The following is a 12,397-nucleotide window of genomic DNA, read 5'->3' as shown; positions in this document are numbered from 1 at the left end:
GCCTCACTGCCTGATCGGGCGGTCGCGGCCTCGAGGCTCGCGACCGCCTTTTTCGTTTGGCCCTGCGCGGATGCCGACACGCCGCGCCGACGTACCACGGGCTTCGTCATGACCCAGAAATCCGCCAAGACCGGCCCCTCCCAGCGCCAGCAGCGCGTCGCCGAGCTCGTGCGTCACGCGCTCGCCGAGGTGCTTCAGCGCGGCGACGTGCAGGACCCGGTGCTGTCCTCCCACGCCGTCACGGTGCCGGAGGTGCGCATGTCGCCGGACCTCAAGCTCGCCACCGCCTACGTGATGCCGCTCGGCGGCCAGGACGAGCGGCCGGTGATCGAGGCCCTGGAGCGCCACCGGAAGGTGCTCCGCCAGGAGGTCGCCCGGCGGGTCAGCCTGAAATACGCTCCCGAGCTGCGCTTCCGCCGGGACGAGACCTTCGACGAGGCCGCCCGCATCGACGCGCTCCTTCGCAGCGAGCGGGTGCAGCGGGACCTCGAGGCGCCCGACGACGCGGTGGAGACCGACGAACCCTCCGCCTCCCGCGGGAATTGACCCGGCGCCACGCCCGTTTCCGTCGAGAGGGCGTGGTCCGCGACCCCGATCTTCCCGCGCTCCCCGTGCCGGCCCTGAATCCGCCGCGGCAGGGAGCGCTCCAGACCGCCGGACAGCTTCGTCCGCCGAGGCAGCGATGAACGACGATACCGCGCAGAACGCCCCCTCCCCGGCCGGCCGGCCTCCCTTCGCCCGCGGCCCGCGCTCCGGCCCCCGGCCGGATCGGCCGAAGAAGCGCGACGTCAACGGCTGGGTCATCCTCGACAAGGGCGTCGGCATGACCTCGACCCACGCGGTCGCCTTGGTGAAGCGCGCCTTCAACGCCAAGAAGGCCGGCCACGCCGGCACCCTCGACCCGCTGGCCTCGGGGCTTCTGCCCATCGCGCTCGGCGAGGCGACGAAGACGGTCCCCTTCGTCATGGACGGCCGCAAGGCCTACCGCTTCACCGTGACCTGGGGCGTCGAGACCGACACCGACGACACCGAGGGCCGCCCCGTCGCCACGAGCGAGGCGCGGCCGGCCCGCGAGGCCGTGGAGGCCGTGCTGCCGCGCTTCGTCGGCACCATCGAGCAGGTGCCGCCGCGCTACTCGGCCATCAAGATCCAGGGCGAGCGTGCCTACGATCTCGCCCGCGACGGCGAGACCGTGGAGCTGGCGGCCCGGCCCGTCGAGATCGACCACCTCGCCGTGGTCGAGCACGACGGCGAGCGCACGGTGATCGAGGCCCAGTGCGGCAAGGGCACCTACGTGCGGGCGCTCGCCCGCGACCTCGGGCGCCTGCTCGGCTGCTACGGGCACGTCTCGTCGCTCCGCCGCACCCGCGTCGGCCCGTTCACGGAAGCCGATGCCTGCGCCGTGACGGCGCTGGAGGGCGATGACGGCCTCGCGCATCTGCGTCCCGTCGAGACGGCGCTGGCCGAGCTCGAGTCGGTCACGATCTCCCGCGACATGGCCATGCGGCTGATGCGCGGCCAGCCGGTGATCCTGCGCGGGCGCGATGCGCCGGCCGAGGGCCGCATCTTCGCCACCTGCAACGGCGTGCTGGTGGCGGTGGGCGACGTGGAGCGGGGCGAGCTTGTGCCGCACCGCGTCTTCCATCTCGGCGGAGCGCAGGGCCGCAACTGAGGCCGATGCCTACGCGTCCTCGCCGAGGTCGCGCGGGCAGACGAAGCGTTCCAGCCGGCCCTCCTCCTCGGCGATCGCCGCCCAGGACGGCGCCTCGAAGTCGATGACGGCGAGCGCCGCGGTCGGGAACTGCGTGGCGATCCGCCGCCGCGCCTCGCGGTTCCCCGAGCCGATCAGGGTCTCGGCGAGGTCTTCGAGGCCGGGATTGTGGCCGACGACGAGGAGGCCGGCCGCCTCGTCCGGCGCTGCCCGCACGATCGCCAGGAGCGCCGCTGCCGGCGCCTCGTAGATGCCGCGCTCCCACTGGACGGGCAGCCCCTCGAACACGTCCTGCACGGCGGCGAAGGTCTCGCGCGTGCGGGCCGAGGGCGAGACGATCGCGAGGTCCGGCCGCAGCTCCTCCGCGTCGAGATAGCCGGCGATGGCCGGTGCGGCGCGGCGGCCGCGCGGGTTGAGGGGCCGGTCGATGTCGGCGACGCCGGGCGGCCGGTCGGACTTGGCGTGGCGAAGGAGCAGAAGGCGCCGCATCTCAGGAGAACCCGACCGGGGCGTGCGGCACGTAGAGCTCTTCCAACGCTTCGGTCTCCTGCTCGTTGAGGCGTAGCCTGAGTGCGGCGACGGCGTCGTCGAGATGCTGCGGCTTCGAGGCGCCGATGATCGGCGCGGTCACGCTCTGCCGGCTCGCCACCCAGGACAGCGCCACCTGCGCCCGGCTGACGCCGCGCATCGCGGCGATCTCGGCGACCTTCTCGACCACCTGCCGGTCGGCCTCCTCGGTCTTCCGGTAGAGGGTCTTGCCAACCTCGTCGCTCTGCTGGCGGGCGCTGCTTTCGTCCCAGTCGCGGGTCAGGCGGCCGCGGGCGAGCGGGCTCCAGGGGATGATCGCGACGCCCTGGTCGGCGCAGAGCGGGTGCATCTCCCGCTCCTCCTCCCTGTGGAGGAGGTTGTAGTGGTCCTGCATCGTCGCGAAGCGCGTCCACCCATGGCGATCGGCGGTGAAAAGCGCCTTGGCGAACTGCCAGGCGAACATGGACGAGGCGCCGAGGTAGCGGGCCTTGCCGGCCTTCACCACGTCGTGGAGCGCCTCCAGCGTCACCTCGATCGGCGTGGCGTAGTCCCAGCGGTGGATCTGGAAGAGGTCGACGTAGTCCGTGCCGAGGCGCTTCAGCGAGGCGTCGATAGACTGGAAGATCGCCTTGCGGGAGAGGCCACCCGCGTTCGGCGCCTGCGACAACGGGAAGTAGCACTTCGTGGCGATGACGAGGGAATCGCGGTTCCCGTAGTCCCGCAGCGCCCGCCCGACGATCTCCTCGCTGGTGCCGTCCGAGTAGAAGTTCGCCGTGTCGAAGAAGTTGATCCCGAGATCGAGCGCCTTCTTGATCAGCGGCCGGCTCTCCTCCTCCGGCAGCGTCCAGGGATGCGGGCCGCGCTCCGGCACGCCGTAGGTCATGCAGCCGAGGCAGAGCGCCGACACATCCATGCCGGTGCGGCCGAGCTTCTTCATTTTCATGGGACGGGTCCCTTCGTAGCCCCTCGGCCTATGTGGTCGTATCGGCGTGATTGACGAGAGGCCGAAGCCTCAGCCCCGGCCGTCCCGGCGCATCATGAAGGCGAGCTTCTCGAAGAGGCTCACGTCCTGCTCGTTCTTGAGCAGCGCGCCGTGCAGCGGCGGGATCAGCTTGCGCGGGTCGCGCTCGCGCAGCTCCTCCGGGCCGATGTCCTCGGAGACGAGGAGCTTCAGCCAGTCGAGAAGCTCGGAGGTCGAGGGCTTCTTGCGCAGGCCCGGCGCCTCGCGGATCTCCAGGAAGATCCGCAGCGCCTCCTCGACCAGCCGGTGCTTGATGCCCGGATAGTGCACCTCGACGATGGCCCTGAGCGTCTCGGCGTCGGGGAAGCGGATGTAGTGGAAGAAGCAGCGGCGCAGGAAGGCGTCCGGCAGCTCCTTCTCGTTGTTCGACGTGATGATCACCACCGGCCGCCGCTCGGCCCGGACCGTCTCGCCGGTCTCGTAGACGTGGAACTCCATCCGGTCGAGCTCGGTGAGGAGATCGTTCGGGAATTCGATGTCGGCCTTGTCGATCTCGTCGATGAGGAGCACCGGCCGCACGGGATGCGTGAACGCCTCCCAGAGCTTGCCGCGCCGGATGTAGTGGCCGATCTCCGAGACGCGCGGGTCCCCGAGCTGCGAGTCCCGCAGGCGCGAGACTGCGTCGTATTCGTAGAGTCCCTGCTGCGCCTTAGTGGTCGACTTGACGTTCCAGGTCAGCAGCGGCGCGCCGAGGCCTCGGGCCACCTCCTCCGCCAGGACCGTCTTGCCGGTGCCGGGCTCGCCCTTGACGAGGAGCGGACGCTCCAGGGTCACGGCGGCGTTGACGGCGACGGTGAGATCGGGCGTCGCGATGTAGGAGTCGGTGCCGGTGAAGCGCATGGACGTCCCGTGAGTGGCCGGAGGTGCCGCCGGCCTACGCGGTCGGGGCGGGAGCGGCAAGCGTCGTCAGGGATTCGTTCGGTATCGTCGGCGTTTACGATATTCGCCGCGTGGTGTCGCGATCTGTGTGACTCTTTCGAAAGGGCTTGCGCGTAAATCTCGGGCCGGAACCGCTGAACCCCCGGGCAATGTCGCTCCTCTCGCCAAAACTGTGCTTGCCGGATTGGGCCGGACGCTTCGCCAGGGCCCGCGACGGCGCCGTGGCGCTGGAATTCGGCCTCATCGCGCTCCCGTTCCTGGCGATCCTCGGCGCGATCATTCAGACCGCCTTCACCATGTGGGCGAGCCAGAGCCTCGACCGCACCCTCCAGAACACGGTGCGCCAGCTCTTCACGGGCCAGTTCCAGACCGACAACTCCGATACCAAGGACCCGGCGATCCTCCTCGCCCGCCTCAAGGCGAACATGTGCGGCTCCGGCGCCACCAAGGTCACCACGACCTTCAACTGCGCCGATGTCCGCCTCGACGTGTCCCAGGGGGCGTCCTTCTCGTCGAGCGCCCCGCCCGGAGCGATCAACAACGCGACGGGCGACTGGAATTCCGGCTTCGGCAAGAACTACGTCTGCGCGGCGCCCGGCAGCATCGTCGTCGTCACTGCCGCCGTGAAGTTCCCCGTCTTCTTCAAGCTCCTGAACCTCGGCGTGGTCAGCTTCGCGGACGGATCGCATCTGCTCCAGTCGACGGCCGTGTTCCGGACCGAGCCCTACCAGGCGCCCGCCGGGAAGGGATGCTGACGATGGCGGCCTCTCCCGCCGCCGGGCGGCCGCCGCGGCGGTCCCTGAGCGATCTGGCCCTCCGCTTCCGACGGGAGCGGGAGGGCGTCTCGGCCGTCGAGTTCGCCCTCGTGCTGCCGATCATGCTGACGATCTGGGCCGGCGTGTCCGAGTTCGCCCATGCGGCCGATTACTGGCGCAAGCTGACGCTGCTCTCTCGGACGGTCTCCGACCTCACCGCCCAGGGCGACGTCGTGACGGTGAGCGCGGGCAAGTCGAACCCCGAGATCAGCGCCAACCTGATGAAGGACATCCTCGGGGCGGCGACCTCCCAGGTGCGGCCCTTCGATGCCTCCACCGTCAAGATCGTCGTCAGCGCCATGATGGTGCCGGCGCCCGGTGCCGGGGTGAAGCCGCAGGTCTGCTCGAGCACAGCCAACGCCAACGCGGTCGGCCGCTCCGTCGGCGTGGCGAGCGACCTGACCGTACCCGCGGGCTTCCAGACTCAGGGGATGCGCTACGTGCTCGCCGAGGTGAGCATGACCTACAGCCCGATGCTGGGCTCGAGCTTCGCCAAGCTGTTCTCGTCCGCGGGCACGATCGTGCTGCGCTCGTCGATGCCGTGGCCCACCCGTGGTGGCGCCACCGTGAACAGCCCGCTCTTCAAGGAAGTGATCCTGCCCGGAGGCAAGGCATGTCCCATCATCTGAAGGGGCCCGATCCGCGCCGGAACCTGCGGAGGCGGATCGCCGCGTTCGCATCGGCCCGCGATGGAAACATCGCGATGATCTTCGGCCTGACGAGCATCCCGCTGCTGTTCTTCGCCGGCGCCGCCGTCGATTACGGCCTCGCGACGCGCCTAGAGACGCGCCTCCAGGCCGCCACCGACGCGACGGCGCTGACGCTCTGCCAGACCGCCAACACCACGACCCTGGCGCAGATGCAGATTCAGGCGCAGTCGATGATGGAAGGCTACATGGGCTCGAGCGGCCTGACCGTCGACCCGCTGGCCATGTCGCTCAACCCGCGCCAGATCACGCTGACGACGCACGCGGTCGCCACGACCTACTTCAACAAGATCACGCGCGTGAACAGCACCGTCGTCGGTGCGGCGGCGCGCTGCGCGACGCCCGTGCCGAAGACCTTCGAGATCGCGCTGGTCCTCGACAACACCGGCTCGATGGCGATCTCGAGCGGCGGGCAGAGCAAGCTCCAGGCGGCTCAGACAGCCGCCAAGCAGTTCATCGACTACGTGAAGGGCAACGCCGCCTTCGCCGCCGATACCCGCATCTCGATCGTGCCCTTCGCCTCTGCGGTCGCCGTGAACCCGACGACCTACCGCTACGCGAGCTGGATCGACCAGCAGGGCAAGTCGTCCCTGCACTGGACCAACGTGACGGACCCCGACGGCTCGAACTTCAAGAGCCGCTTCGACATCTTCGCCAAGCTGCAGAACGTCTATTCCGGCTGGGGCTGGGGTGGCTGCTTCGAGACGCTGCCCTACCCGCGGAACGTCTCGGACGTGGCGCCGACCGGAGACAACGACTCGCTCTACGTGCCGATGTTCGCACCCGACGAGCCCGGCGACGGCACCACCGGATCTCAGAAGTACAAGAGCAGCGGTACGAACTACTATTCGCTCAACAGCTACATCGACGACGGCGACAGCAGCGGATCGTGCAAATCATCGTCCAGCATGAATTGGGACGACGCGCAGTCCCGCGCCTGCAAGTACGTCTCCCCGAAGGATGCCTCGCCGACGAACAGCGGTGCCTCGGGCGTCCCGAACGGCCCGAACTACGGCTGCACGACGAAGCCGCTCCAGCGGCTCACCACCGACGCGACCGTCCTGAAGTCCCTCGTGGACAGCATGGCGCCTCTCGGATCGACCAACATCCACGAAGGCTTCATGTGGGGCTGGCGCACGCTCTCCCCGAACAGCGTCTTCGCCGACGGCGCATCCTACAGCTCCAGCACCGTCAACAAGATCATCATCCTGATGACCGATGGCGAGAACAGCTGGCCGACCTATTCGAGCAGCTGGAACCAGTCGCAGTACTTCGCGGCCGGATACCTGCGCAACGCGAACGGCAGCACGCCGAACCCGCGTCTCCCACCGGGCAACCAGAACGTCTCCAACGCGACGAACGCCCGCGCCGCCCTCGACGCCCTGACCGCCACCGCCTGCACCAACGCCAAGACGGCGGGCATCTCGGTCTACACGATCGGCTTCAGCGTGCCGAACGACCCGATCGATGCGCAGGGCCTGAGCGTGCTCTCGAAATGCGCGAGCTCGGCGAGCCAGTACTTCGTCGCCAACGACTCGAGTAGCCTGATCGCGGCCTTCGACCAGATCGCCAAGAGCATCGGCACGCTCCGCCTCACGCAGTAGGGCGGGGCGTGAGGCTCAAAGCGACTTGCCGTCGTGCCAGACGCAGTTCTGGGCGAGGATCGAGAGGTTGACGTCGGACTTCTGCGGCTGCGGCAGCACCCGGCCGTCCATGGCGAGGTCGATCTTGATCTCGACCTGGCCCTTGGCCTCGTTCGAGCGCCGGGAGAAGTAGCAGTACTGCTGGAAGGGCTTGTCCTCCGCGGCGCGGAAGTTCCAGCCCGAGACGATCTGCCCGTCGAGATAGGGCACCTGCTTGAACACCGTGAAGGTGGTGTTCACCGGGGCTTTCGAGGCGGGCACGGCGTCGTCGCCGAGCTGCGCCTTGGTCGGCACCGGCGCGGCGCTCTGCTTGGGCAGGCCCTCGAGCTTGAGGGTGTTGTCGGTGAGCGTGACCTCGCCCTTGGTCTTCAGCGTCACGTCGGCGAGCGCCGTCTGGAGCGCGGTGGCGATGCGCTCGGCGGCAGAGGAGTACTGCGTGACGTAGGAGTAGCCGTAGGCCGCGGCCCCGATGCCGATGCCCGCGAGCGCCGCGAAGGCGCCCGCGCCCAGCGCCCGGAACAGGAAGGCGCGGGCCGCGATGATCCGCGACTCCGCCCGCAGCCGTCCGTTGACGTGCTGGGCGAGCGCGATGTTCTCCGGCGAGCCGTCGGCGAGGTAGCTCATGCCCCGGCTCCCGCGGTCGCGGCGTTGGGAAGCGACGGCCCGGCGGGCCGGCGCTGCTCCAGCGGGATCGCCGCGCCGGAGGCGACCGCCTCGCGCACGGACTTCTGGAGCGAGGTGTTGACCTCCCGCACGATCCCTTCCGCGAAGGGCGCGAGCATGTAGGTCGCGGCTTCCGGGTTGACCGCCGCGCCGAGATCGTCCTCGTCCATGAAGGTCTTGCGCACCGACACGGCGCAGAGCGCCAGGATCGTCGAGGCGAAGGCCGCGCAGAGCGCCGGGATGAACACGAAGATGCGCAGGAAGGCGTGGACCTGCGCATCGGTCACGTCGATCGGGTCGACGCCGTAGACCATGGCCGTGAAGGAATGGAGCTGCGAGCGGTTGACGGCGTTCCGGTAGGCCTGCTCGGCGTCCGCCACGCGGCGGTCGGCGTTGCCGCGGTCGAGCCCGCCGCGGGCCTTGCGGGCCTCCTCCAGCTCCTTGGTGACGGCGGCGCGGTCGGCGCCGGCCTTGGTCACGCTCGCCGAGAGCGTCGCCACCCGCGGGTCGGCGATGCACTTGAGGTTCGAGTACCTCACCCCGCGGCTGTTGGTGCCCTGGATGCGCTCGCAGCGCTGCGCCGGCAGGCCGGCGAGCTGCGAGGCGTTCTCGGCGGAGCGCTTCTCGATCTGGTCGAGCTCGGCGGTGTACTGCCCGACGCGGGCGTCGGCGGCCGCGATGCGGGTGTCGAGGCTGGCGCGGTCGGCCTGCGCGTCCTTGAGGGCGGTCTTGGTCTTGGCCGCGTCCATCAGGCGGGGGTGGAACATCATCTCGCCGAGCTGCGAGACGGACTTCGTGGTCACGCCCGCCGCGAAGATGATGCCGAGGATGGCGAGCCCGCGCACGAAGTAGGAGCGCTGGGTGCGCGCCAGGATCGCCAGAGGCACCCGGCAGAGCTCCACGGCCGCGTAGACCAAGGGCGCCAGCAGCATGAAGTAGAAGCTGCGCGAGTCTCCGTCGCTGTAGACCCCCGCGAACAGCCAGGCGCCGCCGAGCGAGGCGCCGATGACCATGAACTCCACGAGATACGCGATCGCGACGTAGCCCCACTTGATCCGGAAGCCCTTGCGGACGGCCCGGTCGAGCCTCCAATCGTCGGACTCGACCGCCCAGGCGCGTCGCTCGCGCTGGACCTCCCGGCTCGGGGGTGTCTTAGGCATGGGGGCCTCACGCTCGCCCGCGCGAACGCTGCGGGGTTTCACACTTCCTTAAGGCCTGCGGCTAAGGCCGCATGGTGGCGAATTTGCGCCGCAACGCGTCGTCCACGGCAAAGCGTTGCCGGAACGCGTTCTTCACCTGTCTCGCCGATGCTGCCGGGGCACGGCAGAAGGCATCCTTCGTGACCCCCGAGACCGATCCCGCAGCCCCCGAGAGTGCCGGCGCCGCGCCCGCGCACGGGGTTGCGGGCTGGCCCTTCGGCACGCCGGAGCCCACGCCGGCCCTCCCCGACAGGTTGCCGGACGGGCGCCCTTGGGGCCCCGTCGAGGTGCTGATCGTCGCAGGCGATGATCGCGCAGCGACGCTGGCCTCTGTCGAGCGGCAGGATCACCCGAACGTCCGCGCCCGCTGCCTCCACGACGCATCGGAGATCCCGGAAGCGGTCTCGGCGAGCGCGGCCGATCACCTGTTGGTCCTCTCGGGCGGGGACATGCTCGCGCCGGGCGCCCTCGCCGCCCTCGCCCTCGAGGCCGCCCTCACCGGCGCCGCCGCCGTGGCGGGGTTGCGCATCCTCTACGGATCGGAGGTCCTCGCCTTGGACGCCCCGTCCCTCGCCGCCCCTTTCCCAGGCGACGGCATCCTCTTCACACGCATCGCCCTCGCGCCCCATGCGCATCGGCCACCAGCGGAATGGTGGAGCGCGCTTGGCACCCCCGGCGCGGCGCGGATGCGGATCGGGCGGCCGGTCCTGCTGCACGGGATGCGCGAGGCTCCAGCGCCGCTGGCCTCCATCCGCGTCGCCTCGCTGACCGGCACCGGCTATCGCGGCGGCGCCGGCATCGCCCATCGCCGCCTGACGGAGGCGCTGACCCTCTCCGGCCACCGGGTCACGCATCTGCGGCTCGCCGACGAGTCCCCGCCTGCCGCCGCGGAGTGGACCGAACGTTTCCCGAAGGCGGAGGCGACCCTCCGTCAGGGCCCGTTCGACTGGGTGCTCTCGGGCAACCTCCACGAGACGACCCGCAGCCTCGGCGTCCTCGGCCGGATCGGCCGCCATACCCGCACGGCGGCCGTGCTCCACGACCTCTTCCCGCTGACGGGGCGTTGCGCCCATCCGAAGGGATGCGAGCGCGTCCTCGCCGGCTGCGACGCGGCCTGCCCGACGCCGGACGAGTTTCCGCAGCTCGCGCCCTCGCGCATCGCCGCCGCCCATGCCGAGAAGCGTGCCGTGCTCGCCGACCCGCGCGGGCCGCTGCTGCTGGCCAACTCCGCCTGGACCGAGCGGACGGCCCGGCGCCTCGCCCCGCCGGCGGCACGCATCGCACCCGTGACGCTGACCGCGCCCGCTCACGTGTTCCGCCCGATGGATCGGATGGCGCTCCGGGCTCGGCTCGGACTGCCGGCCTCCGACGTGCTGGTGATGTTCTCCGCCGTCATCGCCGACGCGCCGGACAAGGGCTTTTCGGACCTTGCCGCGGCCCTGCGCGCCGTCGCCCGGCCGGGCGTCGGCTTCGTCGCCATCGGTCGCCTCGACGATCCGGGCCGGCTCGGCCTGCCGAACCTGCACGCGCCCGGCCTCATCAGCGACGAGGCGACGCTCGCCGCCTGGTACGGCGCCTGCGACCTCCACGTCACCGCGAGCCGCCACGAGACCCTCGGCCAGACCCCGATCGAAGCCGGGCTCTGCGGCACCCCGACGCTCGCCTACCGCCTCACAGGTCTCACCACCTCGGTGATCGACGGCGTCAGCGGCATCCTCGTCGAGCCGGAGCCCGGCCGGCTCGCCTCGGCCCTGGCCGATCTGGTGCGCGACCACGGCAGGCGCGAGCGCCTCGGCGCCCTCGCCCGGATCGCCCTGGAGAACCGCTTCAGCCACGGCGCCGCGGCGCTCTCGCTCCACGACGTCCTCGTCGCGCAGGGCCTTCTGAACGACGCGCCGCCGCGCTTCCTGCCCGGCCTTCTCGCCCGCTACCCCATGGCCGCCGCCCCGGCGGCGCCCCGGCGCGGGCTCGTCGCGGCGCCGAGCCGTCCGCTGGTGGCGCGGCTGAGGCGGGCGAAGCAGGCGGTCTTCGGGCGGCGGATGCCGCTCTGGGCACGCCGCGCCCTGTTTCTGACCGCACGGTTGCGCGCGGCCTTGCGGAGCCGTCCCTCGTGAGACGGCGCCTCTACGTCGACCAGACCCATGTGCGCGGCCACGTCACCGGCATCGAGCGGGTCTCGCTCGGGCTGTTCTCGCCGGAGCGGCTGGCGCCCCACGAGGTCGTGCCGGTACGAAGCCGCGGCCTGCCCGGCATGATCCTGACGCAGCAGCTCGGCCTGCCCCTGCGCGGCCTCCTCGACCGCGACGCGCTGTTCCTCTTCGCCGGGTTTCCGCCGGGACCGGCCTGCGCGCTGATGGGCGACCGGCTGCTCCTCTACGTCCACGACCTGTTCCTGCTGACCCGCCGCGACGAGCTGAACGCCCGGGCGCGGGCCTACATGGCGCCGAGCTTCGCCCTGGCGATGCGCACCGTCCGCCGCTTCTTCACGAACTCGCTGACCACCGCCGCCGAGCTGCGCCGCCACTGCCGGCCCGAGGCGCTGGTCGCACCGTTGCGCCCTTCCGTCCCCGACGTGTTCGGGCTCGGCGGCATCGCCGGGGCGGCTCCGTTCCGGCCGGGCGAGCCCCTGCGGATGCTCGCCATCGGCACCATCGAGCCGCGCAAGGACTACCCGGCGGCGATCGCGCTGACCGAGGCGTTGAACCGCGCCGGGTTCCCGGCCGAGCTCCACGTCGTCGGCCGGGTCGGCTGGGGCGAGCATCCCTATCTCGCCGCGCCGCCGCCCTTCCTGACGCTACACGGCTACCTCGGCGACGAGGCTCTGAGGGCGCTGGCCGAGACGTCCCATCTTCTCCTCTCGACCTCCAAGGCGGAGGGACTCGGCCTGCCGCTTCTCGAGATCCAGCACGGCGGCCTGCCCGTGGTGGCGCCCGAGGCCGAGGTCTTCACGGAGGTGCTCGGCCCCTCGGGCCTGTTCGTCCGCCCCGGCGATCCCGCGGGCGCGGCGCGTCTCGTCGCCGAGGCCGCCGTCTCGGGCCGGCTCGGACGGGCGGCGGCCCTGTCCCGCCCGAACGTCGCGCGCTGGAACGGTCTCGCCGAGGCCGACACGGCCCTGTTCCTCGCGTTCCTCGATCGCGGGCCGGCGGTCTACGGCGACCGGGACGCGCGCTGATGCCCCTTCCGGAGTGGCGTTAACACTACCCGCTAAGTTCGTTCGGCGCAGGCACAAAT

General features: G+C 70.9%; 12 protein-coding genes. 7 read left to right on the top strand and 5 right to left on the bottom strand.

All coding sequences use genetic code 11. The annotated features are described in order from the left end of the window. Positions 1–108 precede the first annotated feature (108 nt). The gene (rbfA, locus tag MFF04_RS00375; protein ID WP_238273504.1) at positions 109–546 is read left to right on the top strand and encodes a 30S ribosome-binding factor RbfA; all 438 of its coding nucleotides are present in this window, start codon (positions 109–111) and stop codon (positions 544–546) included. A gap of 136 nt (positions 547–682) precedes the next feature. After that, complete coding sequence (truB, locus tag MFF04_RS00370) at positions 683–1,672, top strand: tRNA pseudouridine(55) synthase TruB (RefSeq protein WP_238273503.1); 990 nt, start codon at positions 683–685, stop codon at positions 1,670–1,672. 9 nt (positions 1,673–1,681) lie between these two features. On the opposite strand, the gene MFF04_RS00365 is transcribed toward truB, so the two are convergent. The 3 genes from MFF04_RS00365 to MFF04_RS00355 all read right to left on the bottom strand — a co-directional run bounded on the left by MFF04_RS00365 (position 1,682) and on the right by MFF04_RS00355 (position 4,100). Then, positions 1,682–2,200, bottom strand: a complete 519-nt coding sequence (locus tag MFF04_RS00365) for a SixA phosphatase family protein (protein ID WP_238273502.1) — start codon at positions 2,198–2,200, stop codon at positions 1,682–1,684. Position 2,201: 1 nt separating this feature from the next. Beyond that, the gene (locus tag MFF04_RS00360) at positions 2,202–3,182 is read right to left on the bottom strand and encodes an aldo/keto reductase (protein WP_238273501.1); all 981 of its coding nucleotides are present in this window, start codon (positions 3,180–3,182) and stop codon (positions 2,202–2,204) included. A gap of 69 nt (positions 3,183–3,251) precedes the next feature. Continuing rightward, the gene (locus MFF04_RS00355) at positions 3,252–4,100 is read right to left on the bottom strand and encodes an AAA family ATPase (RefSeq protein ID WP_238273500.1); all 849 of its coding nucleotides are present in this window, start codon (positions 4,098–4,100) and stop codon (positions 3,252–3,254) included. A 215-nt stretch (positions 4,101–4,315) separates the two neighbouring features. Between MFF04_RS00355 and MFF04_RS00350 the strand changes: the two genes are divergently transcribed. From MFF04_RS00350 to MFF04_RS00340, 3 genes are read left to right on the top strand one after another with little or no spacing between them, the layout of a single operon-like run. Continuing rightward, the gene (locus MFF04_RS00350; RefSeq protein ID WP_238273499.1) at positions 4,316–4,894 is read left to right on the top strand and encodes a TadE/TadG family type IV pilus assembly protein; all 579 of its coding nucleotides are present in this window, start codon (positions 4,316–4,318) and stop codon (positions 4,892–4,894) included. A gap of 2 nt (positions 4,895–4,896) precedes the next feature. Next, positions 4,897–5,583 carry a TadE/TadG family type IV pilus assembly protein gene (locus MFF04_RS00345; RefSeq protein ID WP_238273498.1) on the top strand — a complete coding sequence of 229 codons (687 nt, stop codon included), beginning with the start codon at positions 4,897–4,899 and terminating at the stop codon, positions 5,581–5,583. Further along, positions 5,568–7,265, top strand: a complete 1,698-nt coding sequence (locus tag MFF04_RS00340; protein ID WP_238273497.1) for a TadE/TadG family type IV pilus assembly protein — start codon at positions 5,568–5,570, stop codon at positions 7,263–7,265. The genes MFF04_RS00345 and MFF04_RS00340 overlap by 16 nt, the downstream gene beginning before the upstream one ends. A 15-nt stretch (positions 7,266–7,280) precedes the next feature. On the opposite strand, the gene MFF04_RS00335 is transcribed toward MFF04_RS00340, so the two are convergent. After that, complete coding sequence (locus tag MFF04_RS00335) at positions 7,281–7,928, bottom strand: hypothetical protein (RefSeq protein ID WP_238273496.1); 648 nt, start codon at positions 7,926–7,928, stop codon at positions 7,281–7,283. Then, the gene (locus MFF04_RS00330; RefSeq protein ID WP_238273495.1) at positions 7,925–9,127 is read right to left on the bottom strand and encodes an ATPase; all 1,203 of its coding nucleotides are present in this window, start codon (positions 9,125–9,127) and stop codon (positions 7,925–7,927) included. Before MFF04_RS00330 ends, MFF04_RS00335 begins: the two co-directional genes overlap by 4 nt. Positions 9,128–9,306: 179 nt before the next feature. On the opposite strand from MFF04_RS00330, the gene MFF04_RS00325 reads away from it, so the two are divergent. Together MFF04_RS00325 and MFF04_RS00320 are read left to right on the top strand one after the other, a co-directional pair. After that, entirely contained in the window at positions 9,307–11,280 is a 1,974-nt protein-coding gene (locus tag MFF04_RS00325) for a glycosyltransferase (protein ID WP_238273494.1), read from the top strand. Then, positions 11,277–12,338 carry a glycosyltransferase gene (locus MFF04_RS00320; protein WP_238273493.1) on the top strand — a complete coding sequence of 354 codons (1,062 nt, stop codon included), beginning with the start codon at positions 11,277–11,279 and terminating at the stop codon, positions 12,336–12,338. The genes MFF04_RS00325 and MFF04_RS00320 overlap by 4 nt, the downstream gene beginning before the upstream one ends. Positions 12,339–12,397: the final 59 nt, after the last annotated feature.

It is taken from the genome of Methylobacterium jeotgali, assembly GCF_022179345.1.
In the GTDB taxonomy this organism is placed as follows: domain Bacteria; phylum Pseudomonadota; class Alphaproteobacteria; order Rhizobiales; family Beijerinckiaceae; genus Methylobacterium; species Methylobacterium jeotgali.
The sequence above is the reverse complement of the archived record's forward strand: the minus strand, read 5'-3'. Positions and strand labels throughout refer to the sequence as shown.

What these genes read in the sequence shown, in the direction of transcription:
- MFF04_RS00355 (WP_238273500.1), bottom strand. Translation starts at nt 4,100, where the DNA reads ATGCGCTTCACCGGCACCGACTCCTACATCGCGACGCCCGATCTCACC.
- rbfA (WP_238273504.1), top strand. Translation starts at nt 109, where the DNA reads ATGACCCAGAAATCCGCCAAGACCGGCCCCTCCCAGCGCCAGCAGCGC.
- truB (WP_238273503.1), top strand. Translation starts at nt 683, where the DNA reads ATGAACGACGATACCGCGCAGAACGCCCCCTCCCCGGCCGGCCGGCCT.
- MFF04_RS00330 (WP_238273495.1), bottom strand. Translation starts at nt 9,127, where the DNA reads ATGCCTAAGACACCCCCGAGCCGGGAGGTCCAGCGCGAGCGACGCGCC.
- MFF04_RS00340 (WP_238273497.1), top strand. Translation starts at nt 5,568, where the DNA reads ATGTCCCATCATCTGAAGGGGCCCGATCCGCGCCGGAACCTGCGGAGG.
- MFF04_RS00335 (WP_238273496.1), bottom strand. Translation starts at nt 7,928, where the DNA reads ATGAGCTACCTCGCCGACGGCTCGCCGGAGAACATCGCGCTCGCCCAG.
- MFF04_RS00365 (WP_238273502.1), bottom strand. Translation starts at nt 2,200, where the DNA reads ATGCGGCGCCTTCTGCTCCTTCGCCACGCCAAGTCCGACCGGCCGCCC.
- MFF04_RS00345 (WP_238273498.1), top strand. Translation starts at nt 4,897, where the DNA reads ATGGCGGCCTCTCCCGCCGCCGGGCGGCCGCCGCGGCGGTCCCTGAGC.
- MFF04_RS00360 (WP_238273501.1), bottom strand. Translation starts at nt 3,182, where the DNA reads ATGAAAATGAAGAAGCTCGGCCGCACCGGCATGGATGTGTCGGCGCTC.